The organism is Dactylosporangium sp. NPDC050688 (genome assembly GCF_040654515.1).
Taxonomy (GTDB): domain Bacteria; phylum Actinomycetota; class Actinomycetes; order Mycobacteriales; family Micromonosporaceae; genus Dactylosporangium.
This window is the reverse complement of sequence record NZ_JBFAIC010000069.1, coordinates 1-23754: the sequence shown is the minus strand read 5'-3', so window position 1 is coordinate 23754 and position 23754 is coordinate 1. Positions and strand designations below refer to the sequence as shown.

The 23754-nt window shown below is 70.6% G+C and carries 22 protein-coding genes; 6 read left to right on the top strand and 16 right to left on the bottom strand.

All coding sequences use genetic code 11. The features are described from left to right. Positions 1-56 precede the first annotated feature (56 nt). The 3 genes from AB0H83_RS42060 to AB0H83_RS42050 are packed head-to-tail and all read left to right on the top strand — an operon-like array spanning position 57 to position 3540. Positions 57-1301, top strand: a complete 1245-nt coding sequence (locus tag AB0H83_RS42060; RefSeq protein WP_360106082.1) for an HDOD domain-containing protein — start codon at positions 57-59, stop codon at positions 1299-1301. Next, complete coding sequence (locus AB0H83_RS42055; protein ID WP_360106079.1) at positions 1302-2381, top strand: EscU/YscU/HrcU family type III secretion system export apparatus switch protein; 1080 nt, start codon at positions 1302-1304, stop codon at positions 2379-2381. A gap of 37 nt (positions 2382-2418) precedes the next feature. Further along, positions 2419-3540, top strand: a complete 1122-nt coding sequence (locus tag AB0H83_RS42050) for a geranylgeranyl reductase family protein (protein WP_360106076.1) — start codon at positions 2419-2421, stop codon at positions 3538-3540. A gap of 62 nt (positions 3541-3602) precedes the next feature. Here the strand turns inward: AB0H83_RS42050 and AB0H83_RS42045 are convergent, their stop codons facing one another. After that, complete coding sequence (locus tag AB0H83_RS42045) at positions 3603-3977, bottom strand: hypothetical protein (protein WP_360106073.1); 375 nt, start codon at positions 3975-3977, stop codon at positions 3603-3605. A gap of 44 nt (positions 3978-4021) precedes the next feature. Between AB0H83_RS42045 and AB0H83_RS42040 the strand changes: the two genes are divergently transcribed. Both AB0H83_RS42040 and AB0H83_RS42035 read left to right on the top strand, forming a co-directional pair. Then, positions 4022-4471 (top strand): MarR family transcriptional regulator, encoded by a 450-nt coding sequence (locus AB0H83_RS42040; protein WP_360106070.1) that lies wholly within the window; start codon positions 4022-4024, stop codon positions 4469-4471. 56 nt (positions 4472-4527) lie between these two features. Further along, a complete protein-coding gene (locus AB0H83_RS42035; protein WP_360106068.1) occupies positions 4528-6270 on the top strand; it encodes a bifunctional diguanylate cyclase/phosphodiesterase in 1743 nt (580 codons plus the stop codon). Here the strand turns inward: AB0H83_RS42035 and AB0H83_RS42030 are convergent. Then, entirely contained in the window at positions 6267-7907 is a 1641-nt protein-coding gene (locus tag AB0H83_RS42030; RefSeq protein ID WP_360106065.1) for an alpha-amylase family protein, read from the bottom strand. The genes AB0H83_RS42035 and AB0H83_RS42030 overlap by 4 nt on opposite strands. On the opposite strand from AB0H83_RS42030, the gene AB0H83_RS42025 reads away from it, so the two are divergent. Next, the gene (locus AB0H83_RS42025; RefSeq protein ID WP_360106062.1) at positions 7876-8880 is read left to right on the top strand and encodes a hypothetical protein; all 1005 of its coding nucleotides are present in this window, start codon (positions 7876-7878) and stop codon (positions 8878-8880) included. The two genes, AB0H83_RS42030 and AB0H83_RS42025, sit on opposite strands and share 32 nt — an antisense overlap. A gap of 897 nt (positions 8881-9777) precedes the next feature. Here AB0H83_RS42025 and AB0H83_RS42020 read toward each other — a convergent pair. The 14 genes from AB0H83_RS42020 to AB0H83_RS41955 all read right to left on the bottom strand — a co-directional run bounded on the left by AB0H83_RS42020 (position 9778) and on the right by AB0H83_RS41955 (position 23602). Continuing rightward, positions 9778-11370, bottom strand: coding sequence for an alpha-amylase family glycosyl hydrolase (locus tag AB0H83_RS42020; RefSeq protein ID WP_360106059.1), 1593 nt, complete (start codon positions 11368-11370; stop codon positions 9778-9780). A 98-nt stretch (positions 11371-11468) separates the two neighbouring features. After that, positions 11469-12491: a carbohydrate ABC transporter permease gene (locus AB0H83_RS42015; RefSeq protein WP_360106056.1), complete on the bottom strand. Its 1023-nt coding sequence runs from the start codon at positions 12489-12491 to the stop codon at positions 11469-11471. Positions 12492-12526: 35 nt separating this feature from the next. Then, entirely contained in the window at positions 12527-13522 is a 996-nt protein-coding gene (locus AB0H83_RS42010) for a sugar ABC transporter permease (protein ID WP_360106053.1), read from the bottom strand. A 103-nt stretch (positions 13523-13625) separates the two neighbouring features. Next, positions 13626-14996 (bottom strand): extracellular solute-binding protein, encoded by a 1371-nt coding sequence (locus tag AB0H83_RS42005; protein WP_360106050.1) that lies wholly within the window; start codon positions 14994-14996, stop codon positions 13626-13628. Positions 14997-15462: 466 nt separating this feature from the next. Beyond that, the gene (locus AB0H83_RS42000; RefSeq protein WP_360106047.1) at positions 15463-16503 is read right to left on the bottom strand and encodes a LacI family DNA-binding transcriptional regulator; all 1041 of its coding nucleotides are present in this window, start codon (positions 16501-16503) and stop codon (positions 15463-15465) included. Positions 16504-16624: 121 nt separating this feature from the next. Beyond that, positions 16625-17107: a hypothetical protein gene (locus tag AB0H83_RS41995; protein WP_360106044.1), complete on the bottom strand. Its 483-nt coding sequence runs from the start codon at positions 17105-17107 to the stop codon at positions 16625-16627. Positions 17108-17115: 8 nt separating this feature from the next. Then, a complete protein-coding gene (locus tag AB0H83_RS41990) occupies positions 17116-17478 on the bottom strand; it encodes a response regulator (RefSeq protein ID WP_360106041.1) in 363 nt (120 codons plus the stop codon). Continuing rightward, positions 17475-17951, bottom strand: a complete 477-nt coding sequence (locus AB0H83_RS41985) for a chemotaxis protein CheX (RefSeq protein WP_360106038.1) — start codon at positions 17949-17951, stop codon at positions 17475-17477. The genes AB0H83_RS41990 and AB0H83_RS41985 overlap by 4 nt, the downstream gene beginning before the upstream one ends. Continuing rightward, positions 17948-18349, bottom strand: coding sequence for a response regulator (locus AB0H83_RS41980; RefSeq protein WP_327008657.1), 402 nt, complete (start codon positions 18347-18349; stop codon positions 17948-17950). The genes AB0H83_RS41985 and AB0H83_RS41980 overlap by 4 nt, the downstream gene beginning before the upstream one ends. A 6-nt stretch (positions 18350-18355) precedes the next feature. Continuing rightward, positions 18356-19213, bottom strand: a complete 858-nt coding sequence (locus AB0H83_RS41975; protein WP_360106033.1) for a protein-glutamate O-methyltransferase CheR — start codon at positions 19211-19213, stop codon at positions 18356-18358. Next, positions 19210-20430: a chemotaxis response regulator protein-glutamate methylesterase gene (locus AB0H83_RS41970; RefSeq protein ID WP_360106030.1), complete on the bottom strand. Its 1221-nt coding sequence runs from the start codon at positions 20428-20430 to the stop codon at positions 19210-19212. Before AB0H83_RS41970 ends, AB0H83_RS41975 begins: the two co-directional genes overlap by 4 nt. Positions 20431-20595: 165 nt before the next feature. Next, a complete protein-coding gene (locus AB0H83_RS41965; RefSeq protein WP_360106027.1) occupies positions 20596-21384 on the bottom strand; it encodes a hypothetical protein in 789 nt (262 codons plus the stop codon). Positions 21385-21597: 213 nt separating this feature from the next. Next, positions 21598-23142, bottom strand: a complete 1545-nt coding sequence (locus AB0H83_RS41960) for a methyl-accepting chemotaxis protein (RefSeq protein ID WP_360106024.1) — start codon at positions 23140-23142, stop codon at positions 21598-21600. Between the two features lie 4 nt (positions 23143-23146). After that, the gene (locus AB0H83_RS41955; RefSeq protein WP_327008652.1) at positions 23147-23602 is read right to left on the bottom strand and encodes a chemotaxis protein CheW; all 456 of its coding nucleotides are present in this window, start codon (positions 23600-23602) and stop codon (positions 23147-23149) included. Between the last annotated feature and the right edge of the window lie 152 nt (positions 23603-23754).

The following is a 23754-nucleotide window of genomic DNA, read 5'->3' as shown; positions in this document are numbered from 1 at the left end:
CGGGTCGTTCTGAGGGTTTTCCTTTGGTTGCAGCGTCCGGTGCCGATCGTTGGGGCGTGCAGCCCGCCACCACCTCCCACCCGGACGCGACGCAGCTCGTGCACATCGGCCGCCAGCCGCTCTATGACTGGGCGGGTCACGTCGTCGGCTACGAGCTGCTGTTCCGCGGCGCCGCGGACGAGGTCGAGGCGTCCCGGCGCAGCGCGTACGCCACCAGCCAGGTCATCGTCAACGCCTTCACCGAGTTCGGCCTGGAGCAGCTCGTCGGCGGCCGCAAGTGCTTCATCAACCTGACCCGCGACTTCCTCGTCGGCGACCTGCCGCTGCCGTTCGACCCGGACCACGCGATCCTGGAGATCCTGGAGACCGTCGAGATCGACGACGCGGTGCTCGCCGGGACCGCGCGGCTGGTGCAGCAGGGGTACGAGATCGCCCTCGACGACTTCGTGTTCGGCCTCGGCCACGAGCGGCTGCTCGGGCTCGCCGCCTACGTGAAGCTGGACCTGCTCATCCGCGAACCGGACGAGCTCATGGAGGTGGTCGAGCGGTGCCGCCGGTACCCCGGCATCAAGCTCGTCGCGGAGCGGGTCGAGACCGAGGAGCACATCCTGCTCGCCCAGCGGGTCGGCTTCGACCTGCTGCAGGGGTACGCGGTCGGCCGCCCCCAGGTGCTGACGGCGGTCGCACTGTCGCCGTCGCGGCTGCGCCGGCTGGAGCTGCTCGGCGCGGTCACCGCGGAGGACGCCGACATCGCGAAGGTGTCCTCGATCGTGCAGAGTGACCCGGCGCTGTCGTACCGGGTGCTGCGGGCGACGAACTCCGCCGCGTCGGGCCTGCCGCGCAAGGTGGCCTCGGTCCGCGACGCGGTGGTCCTGCTCGGCTCGGCGAAGATCCGGCAGTGGGCGGCGCTGATGCTGGTCAGCGACGTGGCCGAGTCCGCGACCGAGGACCAGCTGTCCACGACGATGGCGCGGGCCCGGCTGTGCCAGACCGTCGCGGAGCGGCTGGGGCTGCAGGGCGACGCGGCGTTCACCGTCGGGCTGCTCGCCGGGGTCGCCGAACTCATCTCGGAGCCGGTCGCCGAGCTGGTCAACCACCTGCCGCTGACGGTGGAGGTGGCCGACGCGCTGGTCGACGGGCACGGCCGGCTCGGCCAGGTGCTGTCGATCGTGCGCGCGTACGAGGTCGCCGACGAGCACGCGCTGGCCAACGCCCCGGTGTCCTCGGCGGAGCTGGCGAAGGCGTACCTGGCGGCGGTCGGCTGGTCGATGCGGACGATCGAGGGGGCACTCGGCCGCTAGATGGCTGGTGAGAAGACCGAGCAGCCTACCGAGCAGAAGAAACGGCAGGCGCGGCGTGAGGGCACCCGGGCCCGCACGCCGGACCTCGGCGCGTGGGGCGGGGTGCTGCTGGCCAGCATGCTGCTGCCGATGACGGCCCGGTCCATCATGTCGCGGACCCAGTCGCTGTTCATGCGCAGCACGCAGGCGTTCGTCGACCCGGAGCCGGCGAAGGCGCTGGAGCTGCTCAAGGCCGGCGGGAAGGACATCGCGATCCTGTCCGCGCCGATCACGGTGGGCCTGTTCGTGTTCGCGATCCTCGCCACCGCCGCCCAGGGCGGCCTGCGCCCCGCGACGAAGACGCTGAAGCCGGACCTCAAGAAGCTCGACCCGTTCAAGGGCCTGAAGCGTACCTTCGGCGGGCAGGCCGCGTGGGAGAGCGTCAAGTCCCTGACCAAGGTCGTGATCCTGAGCATCGTCGTCTACAACACGATGCGGACGCTCATCCCGACGCTGCTCGGGGCGACGGCGATGCCGCTGCAGACCATCATCGCCCTGGTCGCCGACACGGTGCTGGAGGTCATCCGGGTCGCCGCGGCGACCGGTCTGGTGCTCGCCTTCGCCGACTACTTCGTGGCCAAGCGACGGGTCAACAAGCAGCTGAAGATGTCGAAGGAGGAGGTCAAGGAGGAGCACAAGAAGTCGGAGGGTGACCCGCACGTCAAGGGCCAGATCCGGCAGCGCCAGCACGAGATGGCGCGCAGCCGGATGATGGCCGACGTGCCCCGCGCCGACGTGGTCGTGGTCAACCCGACGCACGTGGCGGTGGCGCTGCGGTACGACCCGGCGAAGGGCGCCCCGCGGGTGGTCGCGAAGGGCATGGGCGTGATCGCCCTGAAGATCCGCGAGGTGGCCGGCGAGCACCGTGTCCCGATGGTCGAGGACGTGCCTCTGGCCAGGGCGCTCTACGGCGCCTGCGACGTCGGCGACGAGATCCCCGCGGAGTTCTTCGGCGCGGTCGCCCGCGTCCTGGCGTTCATCATGATGCTCAAGTCGAAGGGCTCCGCGGCGGGCGTGCACACGGTCCCGGAGCACCGCTGAGCCGCACTGGTGGCAAAGTGCTGGCAGAGTGCTGGTCATGGACGAGTTCGACGTCGTGGTGGTCGGCGCCGGGCCGGCGGGTGCGGCGGCGGCGCTCGCCGCGCGGCGCGCCGGCGCGAGCGTGCTGCTGCTGGACAAGGCCGACTTCCCGCGCGACAAGCCGTGCGGTGACGGGGTCGCCCCGCACGCCCTCGACGTGCTCGCCGGGCTGGGCGTGACCGGCGTCGAGGAGGGGTCCGTGCCGGTGCCGTCGCTGCGGCTCGTCGGGCCGGCGGGCGGGTCGGTCGCCCGGGCGCACGCGCGGCCCGCGTACACGGTCCCGCGCCTGCGGCTGGACGGGCGGATCGCGGACGCGGCCGTGGCGGCCGGGGCGGTGCTGCGCCGGCACTCGGTGCGCCGGGTCGAGGAGCGCGGGGCCCGGGTCGTGCTGGACGGCACGGTGTCGGCGGGCGCGGTCATCGGCGCCGACGGCGCGTACTCGGTGGTGCGCAGGGCGCTCGGGCAGCCGCCGAACGGCCCCGGCCACCTGGCGCTGGCCATCCGCGGGTACGCGCCGTTCGAGGGCCCGACCGAGCAGCGCATCGTCACCGCGTCGCGGGAGTGGCCGGCGTACGCGTGGGTCTTCCCCATCGGCGACGGCACCGCCAACATCGGCTACGGCGAGGTCCTGCGCGGCCGGCCGGTCTCCCGCGCGCACCTGCTGGACCGGCTGGCGGCGCTGCTGCCCGACGTGGACGCCGCCGCGGCGACCGGCCTGCGCGCCCACCACCTGCCGCTGTCGACCCGGCGCCCGGTGCCGGCCCGGGGCCGGCTGCTGCTCGCCGGCGACGCGCTGTCGCTGATCAACCCCTTCACCGGCGAGGGGATCTTCTACGCGGTGCTGTCCGGCGCGCTGGCGGGGGCGGCCGCGGCGGCGCCCGGGGACGCGCCGGGGCGCCGCTACGCCGCCGCGCTGCGGGCCCGGCTCGGGCGGCACCTTCGGCACTCGCGGGCGGCGGCGCTGCTCGGCGGCCAGCGGTGGATCGTCAACGCCGCCGTGCGGGCCGCCGACCGCCGGCAGGCGGTCTTCGACGACCTCGTCGAGCTGGGCCTCGGCGACGGCACCCTGACCCCGCGCACGGTCGCCGCCATCGCCCGGCACACGGTCACCCGTCGCTGAGGTCGCCCGCCGTTGACATCGCCCGCCCGCTGAGGGCGGCCGCCGCGGTCCGGGTGCATGGGTCACCCGGCGCTGAGGTTGTCCGCCATCCGGGCCAGGGTGCGCACCGTGGTCAGGTAGTCCTCGTCCGGCACCCCCGCGGCGGCCCGCCGCCGGACCTCGGCGACGTCCGCCGCGATCGCCGCCCTGGCCGTCTCGCCGTCGGCGGTCAGCGTGCCGTCCGGCGTGACCCAGCCGCGGCCGGCGAGGTCGGCGACGACCTCCTCGTACGGCCGCTCCCCCGGACCCCAGAACGGGTCCTGCGGGCCCAGCCCGTTGAGCACCTGCCAGTGCCGGCGGCGCAGCTGCCGCCCGTCGAGCGTGCGCCGGAACGCGTCCTCGACGCGCCGGTCGAGCTCGCGCAGCCAGTAGCCGATCGGCCGCTCCTCTGGTTTCATGGAACCCCCAGTACATGCCAAAAAGAATGTAGATAACAAAGATTATGCAAGATGCCCTGTCCGCGGTCGAGACCGCGATGGTCGCCATCCGGCGCAGCCAGACCCGCCGCGCGCTGGCCCGCAGCGGCCCCACCGGCGGGGTCGACCCGGCCGTGTTCGACGTCGTCGACGCCGTCGAGGGGCTCGGCGACCGGGCCACGGTGATGACGGTCGCCGCGGCGCTCGACGTGGCGCAGCCCCGGGCGAGCAAGCTCGTCGCCGCCGCCGTCGAGGCGGGCTGGCTGCGGCGCGAGGCCGACCAGGGCGACGGCCGGCGCTCGCTGCTGGTGCGCACCGCGCAGGGCCTGGCGCTGTCGGAGCGGGTGCACGCGGCCCGGCGGGCCAGGTTCGCCGCCGCGACCGCCGGCTGGACCGCCGCTGACCTGGACCTGTTCGCCCAGCTCCTGACGCGCTTCGTCGCCGGCCTCACCGAAACGGCTGGACAACGGCACTGAGCGTCGATTCTTCAACGCTTCCCGGCACGGTAATCTTCGCGCCAGGGGTGATGCGGTTGAGCGGCGCTGACGGCCAGGACGATGTGCTCATCGAGCCTGCGCTGTCCGACCTCGCGCACCGGTGGGTCGCCGCCGTCCGCCAGACCAGCTACCTCGACCTCGGCGCCGAGGCGATGCGCGCCAGGTTCGACGACCTCGTCGCGCGCCTGGCCGAGGTGCTGCGCGCCGAGCCCTTCGACCCCGAGCCCGCCGCCGCCGTCGGCTCCGCGCTCGTGGAGCTGGGCCTGTCCAGCCCCGAGGCGCTGCAGCGCACGATCGCGGTCCTCACCGGGCTGCCCGCCGCCGCGGACGGCAAGCCCGACGACGACCGCATCGGCGCGGTCCTCGGCGCGGTCGCGGCCGGCTTCACCCGCACCGGCCGGCAGCGCGTCCTCGACGACCAGGAGCGGATCCGCCGCGCCTGGGCCCGGGCGCTCACCGACGCCGAGCACAGCCTGCAGCAGGAGCTGCACCACCAGGCGCACCATGACCCGCTGACCGGCCTGCCCAACCGGGTGCTGCTCTACCGGCACCTCACCGACACCCTCGGCGCGGCCGGCGACGGCGAGCGGATCGGGGTCTGCTTCCTCGACCTCGACGAGTTCAAGACCATCAACGACACGCTCGGGCACGGCTCCGGCGACCGGCTGCTGGTCGCCCTCGCCGACCGGCTGCGGGCCTGCGTCAACGGCGCCGGGCACCTGGTCGCCCGGGTCGGCGGCGACGAGTTCGTGGTGGTCGTGCGCGACAGCAGCGGCCCCGGGCAGCTGACCGAGCTGGCGGAGGCGATGCTCGCCGAGCTCAGCAAGCCGGTGCGTCTCGACGGCCACGAGCTGGCGGTGTCGGCGAGCATCGGCATCGTCGAGCAGCCGTGCCTGGGCGCCGAGCCCGAGGAGCTGCTGCGCGCCGCCGACGCCACCCTCTACCTGGCCAAGGAGGAGGGCCGGGCGCGCTACGCGCTGTTCGACGTCAAGCGCAACGCCCAGCAGGTCCTGCGCTACGGGCTGACCGGCCGGCTCGCCGGCGCCCTGGACCGCGGCGAGTTCGAGCTGGTGTACCAGCCGCTCGTCGCCCTCGCCGACAACCGCCTGCGCGGCGCGGAGGCGCTGCTGCGGTGGCGGCACCCGGACCTCGGCACGGTGTCACCGAACACGTTCATCCCCGTCGCCGAGCAGTCCGGCATGATCCACCCGCTGGGCCGGTGGGTGCTGCGCGAGTCGTGCCGGGTCGCCGCCGACTGGCAGCGCGCCCATCCGGACACCCCGCTGCTCATCAGCGTCAACGTCTCGCCCCGCCAGTGCACCGACCCGCGCCTGCTCGACGACGTGCGGCACGCCCTGGCCGACACCGGCCTCGACCCGACCAACCTGCAGCTGGAGCTGACCGAGACGGTGCTCATGCAGTCGACCGGCCGGCCGGTGCAGACCCTGCGCACCATCGCCGACCTCGGCGTGCGCATCGTCATCGACGACTTCGGCATCGGCTACTCCAACCTGGCCTACCTGCGCCACCTGCCGGTGCACGGGCTGAAGCTGGCCGGCGCCTTCATGGCCGGCATCCGCTCGCTGGCCAGCGACCACGTCGACGAGCAGATCGTGGAGACGGTGATCCGGCTCGCGCACACGCTGCAGATGACCGTCACCGCCGAGGGCATCGAGACGGCCGACCAGGCCGCCCGCCTCGCCGCCCTCGGCTGTGACCTGGGCCAGGGCTGGCACTTCGGCCGCCCGGTCGCCCCGGCCCAGATCCCCAGCTCCTAGACCGTGCTGCGGCGCAGGCGGATCCAGCGGTAGCCGTACGCCGACAGTTGCAGCGACGTGAAGTCGCCGAGCGGCCCGTACTCCTGGTTGGTGAACACCTCGTTGGGGTGGTCGGCCTCCCCGGCGAGGTTGCCGAGGTCGACCGTCACGTCCTCGGTGCCCAGGTTGTGCAGGAACAGCATCGAGCCGGTCGGGCCGTCGGCGCGGTGCACCAGTACGCCCGGCGGCAGCGACTGGTCGACGCAGGTGCAGGTGCCGCCGCCGACCTCCGGGCTCTCCCGCAGGGTCCGGATCATCCGCTCGAACCAGGCCAGCAACGACCCGGGGTCGTCCCGCTGCGCGGTGACGTTGACGGTCTCGTAGCCGTAGTCGCCCTTGCTGATGACCGGCCGGATCGGCTCGGCGTCGCTGAAGCCGCTGTTGGCGGTGAACGACCACTGCATCGGGGTCCGGATGGCGTACCGGCCGACCTGGCTCAGGTCCTCCCCCATGCCGATCTCCTCGCCGTAGCGCAGCACCGGGGTGCCGCGCAGCGTGAACTGCAGCGAGTAGGCCATCTCCAGCCGCCGCCGGTCACCGCCGAGCATCGGGCCGAGGCGGCGGCGGATGCCCCGGTCGTACAGGCGCATGTCCTCGTCGGGGCCGAACTGCTCGAACACGTCCTCACGCTGCTCGGCGGTGAGCCGCGACAGGTCGATCTCGTCGTGGTTGCGCAGGAACGTCGCCCATTGCCCGCCCGGCGGGAGCTTCGGGGTGGTCTTCAGCCACTCGATGACCGGCTCCGGGTTCTGCCGGGCGAGGGCCAGCACCAGCCGGCCGTTGAGCATGAAGTCGAACAGCATGTGGATGCGGTTGCCCGACCCGCCCGCGTCGCCGAAGTACTCCGGCAGCTTCTCCGGCTCGACGTTGGCCTCGGCGATCAGGACCGCGTCACCGCGGCGCCACTGGATGTGCTGGCGCAGCTCGGTCAGGTAGTCGAAGTCCATCGGGCACTCGGGGCGCCCCGGCTCGGTGAGCTCGATGATGAACGGCACCGCGTCCATCCGGAACCCGGCGACGCCGAGCTGGATCCAGAACGCCAGGATCTTCTTGATCTCGGCCCGCACGTGCGGGTTGGCGAAGTTCAGGTCCGGCTGGAAGTCGTAGAAGCGGTGGTAGTACCAGGCGCGGGCGCGGCGGTGGTACGTCCACGTCTCCTGCTGCTCGCCCGGGAACACCATGCCCTGGTAGCGGTCCGAGGGTTCCTTGTCGGACCAGACGTACCAGTCGCGGTACGGTGAGTCCTTCGACGCGACCGCCGACTGGAACCAGGGGTGCTCGTCCGAAGTGTGATTCACCACGAGATCGATGATGACCTTGATGCCGCGGTTCGCCGCCGCGTGCAGCAACTCGGCGAAGTCGCCCAGAGTACCCAGCCTCGGGTCGACGTTGTAGAAGTCCGTGGCGTCGTAACCGTCGTCCCGGCCAGGTGTCGGATGGATCGGATGCAGCCACAGGCAGTTGACCCCGAGCCTGGTCAGATAGTCGAGACGGCTGATGAGACCTTGAAAGTCGCCGATGCCATCGCCGTTGGAGTCCTGGAACGTCTCGACGTCCAGGCAATAGATGACACTCTCGGTGTACCAGCGCTCGCCCATGTGCTCCGGGGTTACCGAATCGGCAATTACGCAAACGCGCGCTTGCGTGCGCCCCGCCCCGACCGCGAGGATGGCTCCCGGGGGGCTGATGGTCGACTTCGCCGGCGCGCTACGTGACGCCATCCAGGCACGGGGCCTGGGACTGGAACGCATCCAGGAGCGGCTTCGCGCCGAGGGCTTCTCGGTGAGTCTCGCCACGTTGAGTTACTGGCAGACTGGGCGCAGCCGCCCGGAGCGGCGTGAGTCCCTGGCCGCCCTCGCCGAGCTCGAGAAGATCCTGGAGGTCGAGCCGGGATCCCTGGCCGCTCTGGTGGGTCCTCCGCGACCGCGCGGCCGGCACCTGCACAAGAGCCAGGAGGCGCCCAGTCTGGGAGCGTTCTGGTCCGAGCAGGACCTCATCACCGACCTGGCGCAGGGCGTCGACACCCGCTGGGACGAGCGGCTGACCCGGCTCAGCCAGCACGACCGGGTCAACGTCGGGCCGGAGCGCGAGGAGGTCTCGTTCCTCGTCCGGCAGGTGCTGCGGGCCGAGGCCGACGGCCCCGACCGGTATGTGGTGATCGTGCGCCTCGACGAGCTGGAGCACCCGCTCCCGCTGATCACCGCGGTCCGCAACTGCCGCCTGGGCCGGGTGGTCGAGCACGTGGAAAGCGCGTTTCTCCTGGCGGAGCTGCTCTTCGACCGCCCGCTCGCCAAAGGCGAAACGGTCATCACCGAACATGCGCTACATAATTATCCGCCGTTTCCGACAGCGACCAATTATGAGCGCAAGTTCAGGCTTCCGGTGCGCGAATACGTGCTCGAGGTGTGTTTCGACCCGGCAGCGCTGCCGCGGGCCGTCTATCAGTTCCAGCAGATGGACGGCCAGACCGAACAGGTGACCCCTTACGAGGTCGACGTGGGCAATTCAGTCCACGCGATCGCGCTGGACTACGGCCCGGGTCGATATGGGTTCCGATGGGACTGGGATTGAGTTCCTGCTGCTCAGATGGTCTTGGGCAGTTGGGAACAACGGGGCGCCGGTGTGTCCAGCGCCCCGCCTCTGTTCCCGGACATAACCGGCGTCACCATCTGAACGGCTGGGATGTCGCCGCGACGGTAAGGGTGGAACGCATGTGCCGCCTCCACAAGGAAGTTCGTTTTCCTTGCCAATGACGTTATGGCGGCGCGCGAACCACCGGAAGATCTCCCCACGGCTTAACAGTTAACGCTCGACGCCTGGCCGCCATTAACAGTTAAGTATGGGAAATCGACCGTTCACATCAGCCCTGCACGCTCCCCGCCGAGGTGCGCACCGGCACCTGGCGCCCGGCACAACGACAAGCCCAGCCCGCGTCTGCAAGCCGCCGCCTCCTGCCCGCAGCCTGTTCAACCCGCGCGCCGATCGCCCCACTGGTGACCTTGCCCGGCGGTCGCGACCGGCTCGCTTCTGATCTTGCGCGGTTGATCAAAGTCGCATCGCGGTCGTTCAGATGACCGGGGCGCGACTTGGATCACCACGGTGGTCCGGCTGGCGGGGCGGCGAGCGCCGGATGCCGCACGAGTGAGGCTGCCGAGCGCGCCGAAGACAGCGCTGTGGCCGGTGACGCTGGTCGGGTTTCTGTCATACGCCGACCCCCGCACCACCGCGAAGGGGAGCCGCTTGCCGCACCCGCGCGGCGCTCGGACCGGGCGGTCGCACCCGCCAACTTGTGCGACCGCCCGGCGACTGTGGGCGGCGGGCCGGCTGGCGCTGGGCTCGGTGGCGGCCGGGCCCAGCGCCAGGTTCCGGACGCCGTCTGCGGTGGGTCAGGACAAACCACGGCCGAGGCCGGCGGCGTCCAAGCGGGTCAGGACAACCACGGCCGAGGCCGGCGGCGTCCGGAGTGGGTCAGGACAACCGCAGCCAGGCTGAGGCGTCCGAGGGGAGCGTGCCGTCGGCGTTGAGCGGCACGCTGCTGATGAGGACCTCGCGGTGCGGCGGGAGGTACGCCGGCGTGGTGCCGAGGTTGGTGACGTTGGCGAAGGTGTCGTCGCGGGCGAATGCCAGGACCTCCGGGTCCGAGTCGAGCCAGCGCATGGGGCCGTCGCCGAGGGAGGGTTCGGTGCGGCGGATGCGCAGCGCCTGGCGGTACAGCTCGAGGAAGGAGGCCGGGTCGCCCTCCTGCGCGGCGACCGTCTTGCCGGCCCAGGCGGCGGGCTGCGGCAGCCAGGGTTCGCCGGTCGCGTCGGCCGGGCTGAAGCCGAAGGGGGCCTCGGTGCCAGACCAGGGCAGCGGCACGCGGCAGCCGTCGCGGCCGGGGTTGACGCCGCCGGAGCGGTGGAACATCGGGTCCTCGCGGAGGGCGTCGTCGAGGTCCTCGACCTCCTCAAGGCCCAGCTCCTCGCCCTGGTACAGGTAGACCGCGCCGGGCAGGGACATGATGAGCAGCGCGGCGGCGCGGGCCCGGCGGGCGCCGAGGTCGAGGTCGGAAGGCACGTCGCGGCGCTTCTCGGCGAAGGCGAAGTTGGTCACCTCGCGGCCGAAGCGGGTCACCTCGCGGGTGACGTCGTGGTTGCTCAGCACCCAGGTGGCGGGGGCGGCGACCGGCGCGTGCACCTCGAGGGTCATGTCGATCTCGTACCGGAGCTTCGCGGCCTCCCACGGCGCGTTGAGGAACGCGAAGTTGAAGGCGGTGTGCAGCTCGTTGGGCTCCAGGTAGCGGGCGAACGCCTCGTGGTCGGGCAGCCACAGCTCGCCGATGAGGGCGCGCGGCGGCGTGTACGTGTCGGAGATGCGCCGCCAGCTCTGGTAGATCTCGTGGATCCCCTCGTTGTCCTCGTAGACGTCGCTGACCAGCGGGTCCTTGATGAGGACGGCGGCGGAGTCGATGCGGATGCCGTCGATGCCGCGGTCGAGCCAGAAGCGCACGATGTCCTCGAACTCGTCGCGGACGGCCGGGTGGTCCCAGTTGAAGTCGGGTTGTTCGGACGCGAACAGGTGCAGGTACCACTCGCCGTCGGGGACCCGGGTCCAGGCGGAGCCGCCGAAGATGGACTGCAGGTCGGTCGGCGCCTGCTCGCCGTCGGGGCCGCGCCCCTTGCGGAACCAGAAGAGGTCGCGCTCGGGTGAGCCGGGGGCGGAGGCCAGCGCCTTCTGGAACCAGGCGTGCTGGTAGGAGCAGTGGTTGGGCACGATGTCGCAGATGACGCGGATGCCGGCGGCGTGCGCCTCCTCGATCAGCTTCTCGGCCTCCGCGAGGGTACCGAAGATCGGGTCGATGGCGCGGAAGTCGGCGACGTCATAGCCGCCGTCGGCGAGTGGGGACGGGTACCACGGCACGATCCAGATCGCGTCGATGCCGAGCCCTGCCAGGTAGGGCAGTCTGGAACGCAGGCCCGCCAGGTCGCCGACGCCGTCGCCGTTGCCGTCGGCGAAGCTGCGCAAATAGATCTGGTAGATAGCGGCGCTGCGCCACCAAGCCTGGTGGTGTTGGTCGGCCACGTGGAACCTGCTTTCTCACACTCGGATTGCCTACACACGACAGGACTGCCGGAGGCGTTGGCTGTGGGTGTCGCTGGTGCTGCCGGAGGGTTGTCAGCTCAGCCCTTGACGGCTCCTCCCAATCCTGCACCGGACAGGAACAGGCGCTGGAAGGCGATGAAGAACACGACCGGGATGAGCGTCGAGATCGCGAGGGCGGCGAGGAACACGCCGAGGTCGGTCTGCGACGCGATGGCCGGCAGGCGTACCGACAGCGGCTGCTTGGTCGGGTCCTTGAGCACCAGCATCGGCCAGAGGAAGTCCTTCCAGCTGGCGATGGTGGCGAACACGGACACGACACCGAGGATGGGCTTGGACATCGGCAGGACGACGGACCAGAACAGCCGGAACGTGCTGGCGCCGTCGACCTTGGCCGCCTCGAACACCTCGCGCGGCAGGCCGTCGAAGAAGCGGGTCATGAGCACGACGTTGAACGCGCTCGCGCCGGACGGCAGCCAGACGGCGAAGAAGTTGTTGATCAGCGAGGTACCGATGAGCGGCGGGTTGAGGATGGTGAGGTACAGCGGCACGAGAAGCACGACGCTCGGCACGAACAGGGTCGCGATCACCAGGCCGTTGACGATCCTGCCCCAGGCGGGCCGCAGCACGGACAGCACGTAGCCGCCCGTGGTGGCGACGAGCATCTGCACGAACCAGGAGCCGGCCGCGAGCCAGATGGTGTTCAGGAAGTACCGGCTGATCTTGACGTCGTTCCACGCCTCGGAGATGTTCGCCCAGCGCACGCCGTTCGGGAAGATCGCCAGCGGCGTGCGGATGATGTCCTGGGTGGGGGTGATCGCGTACTTCGCGAGCAGCAGCATCGGGCCGACGCCGACCACGAGGAGCAGCACCAGCAGGATCCCGTGCAGGGTCTTGATGGTCATCCTGACCCGCGGGTTGCGCCAGTCCTGCGCGGAGACGTAGCCGCGGGTGCTGCCGTCGAGCTGGGAGGCCTTGCGCTTGGAGGCCGTGCGCGCGCCCCTGGCCGGACCGGACGGGGCCGCGGCGCCGGGCGCCCGCCCCCGCGCTCCCGCGGCGGGACCGGTGTCCGGCCGCTGCCCGGTGGGATTGGTGACGGTCATCGTGGTCCTCTTCCCTTCCGGGATGTGCCGGCCCGTCATGACTTGCTCCAGCCGGACGTGAGCTTGAAGTACACCAGCGACAGGATCGCCAGGAACGCGGCGAGCATGACCGACAGCGCCGTCGCGGCACCGTAGTTTCCGCCCAGCGACCTGCCGAACGCATAGTCGTAGATCATGAGCAGGATCGTCTGCGTGGCGCCCGCCGGGCCGCCGCCGGTGAACAGGTAGGGCTCCAGGAACACCTGAACGGTGCCGATGATCTGCAGGATGAACGTGATGAGCAGGACCCCGCGCAGCTGCGGCATGCTCACGTGCCAGACCCTGCGCCAGATGCCGGCGCCGTCGACCTCGGCGGCGTCGTACAGCTCGTCCGGGACACTGAGCAGCGCGGCCAGGTAGATGATGACGGTCCCGCCGGCCGCGGCCCAGGTCGCCTCGAGCACCAGCGAGGGCATCGCGAGCGAAGGGCTGGACAGCCAGGCGTACGGGCCGAGCCCGACGTAGCCGAGGATCGTGTTGAACACGCCGTCCGCGGCGCCGTCGTAGAAGAACTTCCACAGCAGGACGGCGACGACCGGCGGCACCACGACGGGGAGGTAGGCGAGCACGGAGTAGAGGCCCTTGCGCCGCCGGACCGAGCTCATGAGCACCGCCGTCACCAGCGGGATCGGGTACCCGAACAGGAGGGCGAGCAGCGCGAAGTACAGCGTGTTCCCGATCGCGTTCGGCAGGTCGGGGTCGGTGAGCACGTACTCGAAGTTGCGCCAGCCGACCCACGTCGGGTCGCCGACGAGGTTGGTCTTCTGGAAGCTCATGATGACCGACCGCACGATCGGCCACCACGAGAAGATCCCGAAGATCAGCAGCAGCGGCAGCGCGAACACGACCGAGCTCAGCCCCCCGCGCTGGACCCAGGTCACCACGTCACGGCGGCGGCCCCGCCCGCCTCGGGGGCCGTCCGTCCCCGGCGTGTGGTTGCCCCCGGTGGCGGCGTCGCCGCCGGTGTGCCGCAGGGCGCCGGAAGAACTCACGACACCTCACTCCTCGTCCTGGTTTCGGGGGCAGAGCCCCGGTGTGGGCCGTCGGCGTACCCACGGCCCACACCTCTGCGGGTTTGTCGATGTGCGGTGAGGGTCAGCCGGCCGCGTCGATGGCGCGCTGCGCCTTCGTGTTGGCGTCGGCGAGCAGCTGGTCGATGTTGGCGTTCTTGTCGGTCAGGACGGCCTGGACAACCGAGTCGAGCGACTTGTAGACGTCCTGGGTGGCCAGCGGCGGCTCGTTGACGACCTTGGCCTCGAAGACCTTGCCGGTGAACGTGGTCATCTGGTCCAGCGGCACGTTCACGAGCGGCTTGATCCACTCCTGGTACTGCTGGTACTGCTGCTGCGTGAAGATCGGCAGCTCAGGGGTGCCGACGGGCTGCTTGCTCGCGATCTGGATCTCGGCGGCCTTCTTCGCGGCTTCCTGGTTGGTGTACTTGCGCAGGTAGTGGTAGTCGATCCACTTGATCGCCGCGGCCTTCTCGTTGGCGCTGGCCTTGCTGGACACGGCGGCCATGGTGCCGCCGCCGAGCACGCCGGAGTCACCGCCGGACAGCGGGATCATGGTGAGGCCGTAGGACTTCGGGTTGATGTTGTTCGTCTGCACGAGGCTGGTGTAGACGTCCTGGCCCGAGGTGTACATGCCGACCTTGCCGGCGGCGAACGCCTGGTTGATGCCGGTCCAGTCGTAGTCGAAGTTGGCGCCCATGGAGTTGTCGGTCCAGCGCAGGTCCTTCAGGAACTGCAGCGATGCCTTGGTGGCGTCGTTGGTGAGCGTCGCCTTCTTGCCGTCCTCGAGGCGGCCGCCCCGGGCGTAGGTGTCGACCGTCAGCTGCCAGCCGCCGGTGCCGTCCTTGGCCATCTGGGCGAAGCCGGCCTGGCCGGTCTTCTCCGCGATCGCCTTGGCCGCGCTGCGGACCTCGTCCCAGGTCGTCGGCGGCTTGTTCGGGTCGAGACCGGCCTGCGTGAACAGGTCGCGGTTGTAGTGCAGGCCGATCGCGTAGACGCTCTTGGCCGGGATGGCGTAGACGTGCCCGTCCGGGCCCTGGCCGTACTGGAGCACGTTCTTGTTGAAGTTCGCGGCGTAGGACAGCGAGCTCAGGTTCGCCTGCATGTCGGCGATCTGCCCGTTGCTGATCAGCGTCTTCGCGTCAGTGAAGGGGATCTCGAACACGGTCGGCAGGGTCCCGCCGGCGAGGTCGGCCGCGAACGTGGTGGCCTTCCACTCGTAGTCCTTCGTGACGACCGTGATGTTCGGGTTTTCCTTCTGGAAGTCCGCGACCTCGGCCGCGAGCGCCTGCTGCGCCTCGGGCTTCGAGCCCGGGAGGAGGCCCACCACGTTGAGGGTGACCTTGGCGTTCGTGTCGGCCTTGGTGTCCTCGTCGCTGCCGCACGCGACGAGCGTGCTGGTGAGCGCCAGCGCACCGGCGATGGCTACAGCCATCCTGGTACGTGAGTACTTCATCGTCGCTCCTTGTTGGGGTGTGGAGACATCCGGTCCCCGCCTGGACGGGAACCGGATGGAGAAGTGGGCGTCCGACCTGGACCGCTCCGCACAGGTGCGCAGCCTCGCGTCGGCTGCCGGGGTATTCACGTGCTTCAGGCGCGTTACTGATCGGTTTCCGTAGCGTCGCGTCAGGGTTTCGGCCTGACGTAGGCAAGAGATTAGGCTCACGCGCCACAAGAAGTCCATGGCTCGTTGCAAGATTTTAATGATCCACAGGCAGGTCTTTGCATGGAGACGCTCCCATGCGCCGTGGACTTGCACGAAAGCGGTTGAAATCGTGCACTGGCCCCCGGTCGGCCCCGGCGGTGCGCACGGAAGGTCGCGGCCCGCGACGGCCGTACCGTTGCGCACGCAACGAAAGAGCGCCACGACCCCTGTGCAGGAGTCGTGGCGCTCGGTGCAGCTATGAAACTTCGGACCGGAACTACGCGGCGGAGGCCGCCTTCGTCGCCTTCGGCGGGGCCACCTTGAGGGCGCCCGTCGAGCCGCGCACGACCAGCTCCGGCTCGAAGAGCATCTCCTCGGTCGGCACCAGCGTGCCGGCCACCTGGCTGACGAGCAGGGTCACCGCCGCCTGCCCCATCGCCTGGATGGGCTGGCGGACCGTGGTCAGCGGCGGGTCCGTGCAGTTCATGAAGAGTGAGTCGTCGAAGCCGACCACGGAGATGTCGTCGGGCACCTCGCGGCCCAGTCGGCGGGCCGCCCGGATCGCGCCGAGCGCCTGCACGTCGCTGGCGCAGATGATGCCGGTGACGCCGTGCTTGATGAGCCGCGTCGCGCCGGCCCGGCCACCCTCCATGGAGAAGATGACCCGCTCGACATCCTCGGCGTTGACCGTGTCGTTGAACCGCGCCGCCGCCTCGAAGGCGGTCAGCTTGCGGTTGGACGGCGCGTGGTCGGCCGGGCCGAGGATCAGGCCGATGCGCTTGTGCCCGAGCGATACCAGATGGTTGAACGCCTGGTCCACCGCGTGGCCGTCGTCGACCGACACCCGCGGGAAGCCCAGGTCGTCGATCGCGGCGTTGACCAGCACCGCGGGCAGGCCGCGCTCATGCAGGCGGTGGTAGTGCTCGTGCTCGGCGGCAGCCTGATGGTAGAGGCCGCCGCAGAAGATGATGCCGGACACGTGCTGGTCCAGCAGCATCTCGACGTAGTCGGCCTCCGAGACGCCGTCCGCGGTCCGGGTGCACAGCACCGGCGTGAAGCCGCGCTTGGACAGCGCGCCGGCGACCACCTCGGCGAACGCCGGGAAGATCGGGTTCTGCAGTTCCGGCAGCACAAGCCCTACGAGGCGGGCGCGCTCGCCGCGCAGTTTCGTCGGGCGTTCGTAGCCCAGGACGTCGAGCGCGGTGAGCACAGCGGTGCGGGTAGCGTCAGAGATGCCGGGCTTGCCATTGAGCACCCGACTCACGGTCGCCTCGCTCACGCCGGCGTACTTCGCCACCTCAGCGAGTCGTCGAGTCATACCGCAAGCGTAGTGCATGCCTTCGCAATTTTTTGCACGATGTCGCCCACCCAACCGCCCCGAGGCCCGCGGTGCGGCTGCGACCACCGGAAAACCGGCACAAAGGCCGCAGCCGCCACGATCAGCCGGCAAGGGTGATGGAGATCTTCCCGGCGCCGTACCCCGAGACGTCGACCTTCAGGTCGAGCCGCCGGCCCAGCGCCATCAGCCAGTTCACCGCGTCGGTCGGCGCACTTTCGCCCGGCAGGAAGGTCTGGTACAGCTTCAGGCGCGGCGCTCCCTCGCGGTTGAGCAGCCCGGCGAGAATGTTGCACACCTCGATGGCGTTCTCGCCGATCATCTTGGAGATCTCGTTGTCCTCGATGCAGGCCTCGGCACCGCCGGGCGGGATCAGACCGATCGCGGCACCGGCGAACGCCGTGAGCGCGAAGTCCATCCCGATCACCGCCAGCAGTTGCTGGCGTTCGTCGGTGTACAGGGCGACGAGGGTCTTGGGGACGTCGGCGGCTCGGATCGGCTCGGCCGGGCTGACCGTGACGGGCCGGCCGAGAAGGTCGTCAAAGAGGTCCTTGACGGCCTTCGGAACGGGCAAAACATGCTCCATGGCTTAAATCATCCCAAAATTGGGTCGAGTGCGTCCTTGAATGTGTCCGCTGTGAACGGCTTGGTGACCAGAAAGAGCGCCCCCGCGTCCTGCGCCGCCTGCCGCATCTCGGGCGTGCCCTCCGACGTCACGAAGCCGAACGGCACCTGCACGCCGTTGGCCCGCAGCATCCGCAGCACCTCGACACCGCTCAGGTGGGGCATGTTCCAGTCCGACAGCACCAGGTCCGGCTTCTCCGCGACGGCCTTGTCGAACGCCTCCTGCCCGTCGCACGCCTCGACCAGGTCATGCCCCTCGTAGCCGGCCTGCCGAAGGGTGCGGGTCACGATCTGCCGCATGACCCGGCTGTCGTCGGCGATCAGAATTTTCATGCGCTTGCTCCAGCAAGGTCGGTGGTGCTCTCCAGGACGGTCACGGTGACGGACTCGTCCATCCAGGTGCCTTCGAGATGGCACACCTCGGTGACGGCCGGGTAGCGACCCGACGTCCCCTCGACGTGTACGTGTGGCAGCGACAGGGCGCACGGCTCCGGCAGCAGGCTCTTCACGTTGCCGCCGATGATGTTCGCGAGCTCGCCCAGGGCGTCGGCGACGTCCTCCTCGGCCACCTCGTCGTACTCGATGCCCAGCAGCGCGGCCGCGACGTTGCGCGACGCCGCGTCGGAGCAGCTGACCAGGACGTGGCCGCGCCAGGCACCGGTGACGGAGACCGAGGCCGTGACGTCGGCCTGGTGTTTCTCCGCCGGGATCGGCACCAGCGGACTGGCGCCGTCGAGGTCGAGGTAGGAGGACCAGACCTGCTCGGCGATCACCTTCAGGTCGTCCTCGGTGGGGATCGTCGTCATGCCGCGACTCCGTTCGGGACGAGGCCGAGCAGCGCCAGCTTGTCGATGATCGCGTCCGGCGTGAACGGCTTGATCACGTATTCGTGCGCCCCCGAGGCCAACGCCCGCACGATCTGGCTCTGCTCGCTCTCCGTCGTGACCATCATCAGCGTCATCCCGCGCAGGCGGGGTTCGGCGCGGACCGCGGTCACGAACTCCAGCCCGTTCATCTCGGGCATGTTCCAGTCGACCAGCGCCAGGCCGGGGATCTCGCCGTCACCGTCGAGAACATTGGCCGTGAGGTAGTCCATCGCCTCTTGGCCGTTGCCCGCCTCGACCACGTCGAAGCCGAGCTGCGCCACGATCCGCTTCAGAATGAGGCGCATCGCGCGGGAATCGTCGATCACCATGGTGAGCATCTGGCGTCACCCCTTTCCTACTGCGCTCACGGAAGCGGCGGTCTTCGGTGCGGTCCGCAGCTTGTAGGCGGACGTCCTGCCGGCGACCACCCGTTCGAATCTGTCGTCGATGCCGATCGTGGTCTCGGCCGAGCCCAGGAAGAGCCAGCCGTCGGGCCGCAGCGTGCCGGCGACCCGCTGCAGCACCGTGCGCTTCGTCTGGACATCGAAGTAGATCAGCACATTGCGGATGAACACGATGTCGAACGGCCCCATGGAGGGAAACGGCGCGGCCAGGTTGAGCCGGCGGAACGAGACGTTCTTGCGCAACGACTGCGCGACCTGCCAGTGCGCCCCGTTGCGCTCGAAGTGCTTCACCAGCAGCGGCGCCGGGAGCCCGCGGTTGACCTCCAGCTGGGTGTACTGGCCGGCCTCGGCCCTGGTGAGCATCTCCGTGGAGATGTCGGTGCCGATGATGTCGAAGGACCAGCCCGGCGGCAGGTTGTCCTGCAGCACCATCGCGATCGTGTACGGCTCCTGCCCGCTGGAGCTCGCCGCGGACCACACCTTGATCGAGCGGGTCGACGCCCGCCGGGCCAGCAGGTCCGGCAGGACGGTGTCGACGAGCTGCTTGAACGGCTCGCCGTCGCGGAAGAACGACGTCTCGTTGGTGGTGAGCGCATCGACGATCTTGCGGTGGACCTCCGGCTCGGGCCGCTGCTGGGCGCGGGCGACGAACTCCGAGACGCTCGGCAGACCGGACTGCCGGGCCAGCGGCAGCAGCCGCGCCTCGACCAGGTACTCCTTGCCGGCCTCGAGCACGATCGCCGCGTCGCGCCGGACGAGGCCGCTGATGAAGGCGAACTCCTGGGCAGTCAATGTCATCGGGTCACCTCCATGGACTTCGCACCCCGGCCACCGGCGGTACGGCTGATGAGATGGTGGGCGATCTCACCGAGCGGCAGGACGGCGTGGGCCAGGCCGGCCGTCGCCACCGCGCCGGGCATGCCCCACACGACCGAGGTCGCCTCGTCCTGCGCGACGATCTCCGCGCCGGCCCCGCGCAGCTGCTCGGCGCCGCGCTTGCCGTCCTGTCCCATCCCGGTGAGGATGATCGCGAGGGTGGCGCGGCCGTAGGTCTTGGCCACCGATCGGAACAGCACGTCGACGGCGGGCCGGCAGAAGTTCTCCGGCGGGCCGGTGTTGAGCTTCGTGACCACCTCGGTCCCGCGCCGGTGCACCTCCAGGTGGAAGTCGCCGGGTGCGATGTAGACGGTGCCGGGGCGCACGACCATGTCGCCGGTGGCCTCCACGACGTTGAGCGCCGCGGTCCGGTCGAGCCGGTCGGCGAACATCTTGGTGAAGACGGGCGGCATGTGCTGCACCACGACCACCGGCACCGGCAGGTTCGCCGGTAGGGCCCGCACGACGGTCGTCAGCGCGTCCGGGCCGCCGGTCGAGCAGCCGATGGTGACGACCTCGACCCGGTCGGTCCGCGGTGCGGTGCGCGCCGGTGCGGGCGGCGGCGCGGTCGCCGGCGGCCGGGTCGCGCCGGGCAGCGGGTTGCCGCCGGGGCGGGCCAGTGGCGGCGTCATGGGCGGGGCGACGGCGTGGCCGGCGCCGTACGTGCGGGTGTTCGGCCCGATGTTGGGCCCGATGCCGATCGACGGCCGCACCGGTGCCGCGAGCGCGCCCCGGCGGCCACCGCACAGCGCGTGGATCCGCGGGATGATCTGCTCGCGGACAGACCGGATGCTCTCCGCGACGCTGCCGACGTTGGCCGGCTTGGTGACGTAGTCGCTGGCGCCCGCCGACAGCGCGTCCAGGGTCGCGGTCGCGCCCGCCGCCGTCAGCGTGCTGAACATGATGACCGGGAGCCGGGCGTACAGGGCGCGGATCGCGCGCAGCGTCTCCAGTCCGTCCATGATCGGCATCTCGATGTCGAGGGTGACCAGGTCGGGGTGGAGCTGCTCGATCTTGGCGAGCGCCACCTTGCCGTTCGGGGCGGTGCCGACGACACGGATCTCGGGGTCATCGCTCAGCGCGTCGGTGATCAGACGCCGGACGACGACTGAGTCGTCCACCACCAGAACCGAGATCACGCGCCCTGCCTCCAGCACCGGGGGCCTCGAGGCAAGTGCGAGGCCCGTCACGTTCCAGCGGATAAATCGGCGTTGTTCCCGGGACGATGAGGGAAATCCCAAAAGAACCGCCCCTGCCCGGAGCATTCCGGACAGGGGCGATGTTTGGGCTCGCGGGCCGCGGCTTCAGACCGACAGCGGCCCCATCGCGGTGAAGTACGGGTCGAGCAGCCGGCGGGCCGTCGCGGAGTCCAGCAGGTCGCGCACCATCAGGGCCTGGACGGCGCCGCTGAGCAGGTTCCACACCCCGCCGGCGCGGTCGCTGACCGGCACGCCGGAGCGGTCGAGGGCCTGCACGAGCAGCAGCTGCGCGGCGGCACCGGTGCGGACCCGGCCGGAGAGAAAGACGGCCCAGGACGCGGAGTGCACGGCCGGCGCCCAGTCGGCCAGGCCGGGGCGCGAGGTGTCGGTGACCTTGTTGAGTTGGCGCATCTGCGCCGGCGACAGCGAGCCGACCCGGCGCAGCAGCTGGCGCAGCTCGTCGGCCTGCGGGCCGAGGTCGTGCTCGGGCTCGGGCAGGGCGCGCAGCGCCGCGGCGTAGGGGGCGCTCAGCCGGCGCCGCGACTCGTCGGTCAGCAGCTCCCGCAGGTAGGCGGCCGCGGCGGCGTCGGACAGCACGCCCGTGGCCTTGCTCGCGATCTCGCTCTGCCGCTGCCGCGGCGCGCGCACCTGCGGCGTCGGCGTGGTCGCCTGCGCCGGGCGGTTGCCCCAGGTCCAGTCGAGGATGTCGTACCGCAGGCAGTGCAGCAGCCCGTCGAGGGTCCCGAGCGGGGCGCGCTCGACCACCGCGAGCCCGCCGGCGTCGGCGTTGACCGCGCGGCGCTCCTGGGCGGCGGCGTCGACGTCACGCCACAGGCCGACACGGTCCCAGTCGTCGTCGGCGCGGGCCGACGCGACGGCGTCAAGGTCACTCACAGTGAGCGAGAGTCCGCGAAGCAGCACATCGGCCGCGGCCGATCCGCCCTGCAGACGGGAGAGGTCGAAGCCGAGAACGGGGGCGCTAACCAGGCTGTACATGGCAACTAGTCTGCAACGCTCCTGCACCCCGGTCTGTCAGCCAAAAGGGTCGGGGGCGACGCCCGGCGGGCGGCCGGCCGTCACCCCCCGAGCGTACCCCGGCCGGCCGGGTCAGATCCTGAACCGTGCGACGAGTGAGCGCATCTCACTCGACATGCGGGACAGATCCGAGGCCGCACGTTGTGCTTCCGCTACGTTGAGTGACGTGTTCTGGGTGCCCGCGGCGACCGTGGAGACGTTGGTGGCGATCTCGACGGAGCCGGTCGCGGCCTCGCTGACGCTGCGGTTCATCTCGTTGGTCGTCGCGGTCTGCTCCTCGACGGCCGAGGCGATGGTGAGCTGGTAGTCGTTGATCCGCGAGATGATCTGGCTGATCTCGCCGATCGCGGCGACCGCGCCGGTGGTGTCCGCCTGGATCGCCTCGACCCGCCGGGAGATGTCCTCGGTCGCCCGGGCCGTCTCCTGCGCCAGGTCCTTGACCTCGTTGGCGACGACGGCGAAGCCCTTGCCGGCCTCGCCCGCGCGGGCCGCCTCGATCGTCGCGTTGAGCGCGAGGAGATTGGTCTGCTCGGCGATCGAGGTGATGACCTTGACGACGTTGCCGATCTCGGTGGACGACTCGCCGAGCCGGGCGACCGCCTGGTTGGTCGACTCGGCCGCCATCACGGCCTGCGACGCGACCTTCGCCGCCTCGCTGGCGTTCTGCGCGATCTCCCGGATCGACAGCCCCATCTCGTCGGCACCGGCGGCCACGGTCTGCACGTTGCGCGACACCTGTTCGGCCGCGGCGGCGACGAGGTTGGCCTGGTCGCTGGCCTCGCCGGTGCCGCTGGCGATCTGCGCGCTGACCCCGGTGAGCTCACCGGCGGACGCGGCCAGCGACGAGGCGGTGTGGTCCATCGTCTGCACCGTCGTGCGCATGCTCTCGGTCGCCTTGTTGAGCGCCTCCGCCATGACGCCGACCTCGTCGGCGGACCTGACCTCGACCCGCTGGCTGAGGTCGCCGGTGGCAACGGCGCCGAGCACCTCGGCGACCCGGCGCAGCGGCCGCACGACGAGCGCGGTGACCCACAGGCCGATGCCGAACGCGGCGAGCAGCCCCAGCACGGCCGCGCCGATCAGCATCATCCGGCTGCGCTCGTAGTCGTCCTGGGCGGCGGCCCGCCACTGCTCGGCCTCGGCGAACTCCGCGGCCTGCACCTTGGCCAGGAGGTGCTCGGCCTTGACGATCTGCGGGGTGCCCTTGGCCGCGGCGATCCGCACGTAGTGGTCGACCCGGCCGGAGTTGGCGGCCGGCAGCATCTCGGTGTCGCGCACCGTCTGGTACGTCTTCATCGCCTCGCCGACGGCCCTGATCTCGGCGACCCGGTCGGGCGCGGCGCCGCTGCTGCTGTACCGCTCGACCCCGGCCGCGACACTCTCGTCGGCCGCCTGCTGCTCCTCGGGTGACAGCGCGGCGAGGGTGTCGATGATCCCGTCGCGGATGTCGGACAGGGCGGTGAACTGCTCGCTCTTGCTGGTGACCTGGCGCATGGTGTCGTTGGCGTCGCTCAGCTCGCGCAGTGCCCCGGCGGTGATGGCGATCATGACGATGCCGGCGACGACGAGGGCGCTGAGCACCTTCGTGCGCACACCGCGGTCGGTGAACCAGTTCATACGGTCACTCCTCGCGGTTGCCGGTGCCGGGCTGACTGGTGTTGACGGCTTTCGTGGTGTCCAGCGCCAGCAGCAGCCGGCCGTCGAGCTTGAACGCGCCCGTGATGAGGTGCCGGCTGGGGCCGTGCAGGGTGTCCGGCGGCGGCTCGAACGTGTCGTCCTGCAGCGTGACGACCTCGCCGATCCGGTCCACGAGCAGGGACACGGACTCCTCGTCGGTCTTCACGATCACGTTCATCGCCGGCTCGGCGCTCTTCGTACGCGGCGGCAGGCCGAGCTGCACGCGCAGGTCGACGGCGGCGATCACCTGGCCGCGGAGGTTGAACAGCCCACCGACGGACTCCGGGGCGAGCGGCACGGGCGTGTACTGGTCGAACGAGAGGACCTCCTGCACCTTCGCGACGTCCAGCCCGAAGAGCTGGTCGGCGACCTCGAAGGTGGCGTACTGGCGGCTGGCCATGATCAGGCTCCGGCGGGCTGGTAGGTGTAGTCGGCGTTGGCGTCCGACTGGTACGGGTCGTACGGGTTGGTGGTGTGGTTGATGGTGGTGTGGAAGAGGGGGTCGGCGGCGAGGATGGCGCGGCGGACGTCGAGGAGTTCGGTGACGCGGTG

Excerpts from the sequence above, each read along its gene's own strand:
- AB0H83_RS41975 (WP_360106033.1), bottom strand. The coding sequence starts at position 19,213 with ATGACATTGACTGCCCAGGAGTTCGCCTTCATCAGCGGCCTCGTCCGG.
- AB0H83_RS42030 (WP_360106065.1), bottom strand. The coding sequence starts at position 7,907 with ATGGGCGAGCGCTGGTACACCGAGAGTGTCATCTATTGCCTGGACGTC.
- AB0H83_RS42045 (WP_360106073.1), bottom strand. The coding sequence starts at position 3,977 with ATGAAACCAGAGGAGCGGCCGATCGGCTACTGGCTGCGCGAGCTCGAC.
- AB0H83_RS42040 (WP_360106070.1), top strand. The coding sequence starts at position 4,022 with ATGCAAGATGCCCTGTCCGCGGTCGAGACCGCGATGGTCGCCATCCGG.
- AB0H83_RS42015 (WP_360106056.1), bottom strand. The coding sequence starts at position 12,491 with ATGACCGTCACCAATCCCACCGGGCAGCGGCCGGACACCGGTCCCGCC.
- AB0H83_RS42025 (WP_360106062.1), top strand. The coding sequence starts at position 7,876 with ATGACACTCTCGGTGTACCAGCGCTCGCCCATGTGCTCCGGGGTTACC.
- AB0H83_RS41995 (WP_360106044.1), bottom strand. The coding sequence starts at position 17,107 with ATGGAGCATGTTTTGCCCGTTCCGAAGGCCGTCAAGGACCTCTTTGAC.
- AB0H83_RS41980 (WP_327008657.1), bottom strand. The coding sequence starts at position 18,349 with ATGCTCACCATGGTGATCGACGATTCCCGCGCGATGCGCCTCATTCTG.
- AB0H83_RS42005 (WP_360106050.1), bottom strand. The coding sequence starts at position 14,996 with ATGAAGTACTCACGTACCAGGATGGCTGTAGCCATCGCCGGTGCGCTG.
- AB0H83_RS41990 (WP_360106041.1), bottom strand. The coding sequence starts at position 17,478 with ATGAAAATTCTGATCGCCGACGACAGCCGGGTCATGCGGCAGATCGTG.
- AB0H83_RS42055 (WP_360106079.1), top strand. The coding sequence starts at position 1,302 with ATGGCTGGTGAGAAGACCGAGCAGCCTACCGAGCAGAAGAAACGGCAG.
- AB0H83_RS41960 (WP_360106024.1), bottom strand. The coding sequence starts at position 23,142 with ATGAACTGGTTCACCGACCGCGGTGTGCGCACGAAGGTGCTCAGCGCC.
- AB0H83_RS41955 (WP_327008652.1), bottom strand. The coding sequence starts at position 23,602 with ATGGCCAGCCGCCAGTACGCCACCTTCGAGGTCGCCGACCAGCTCTTC.
- AB0H83_RS42050 (WP_360106076.1), top strand. The coding sequence starts at position 2,419 with ATGGACGAGTTCGACGTCGTGGTGGTCGGCGCCGGGCCGGCGGGTGCG.
- AB0H83_RS42000 (WP_360106047.1), bottom strand. The coding sequence starts at position 16,503 with ATGACTCGACGACTCGCTGAGGTGGCGAAGTACGCCGGCGTGAGCGAG.
- AB0H83_RS41985 (WP_360106038.1), bottom strand. The coding sequence starts at position 17,951 with ATGACGACGATCCCCACCGAGGACGACCTGAAGGTGATCGCCGAGCAG.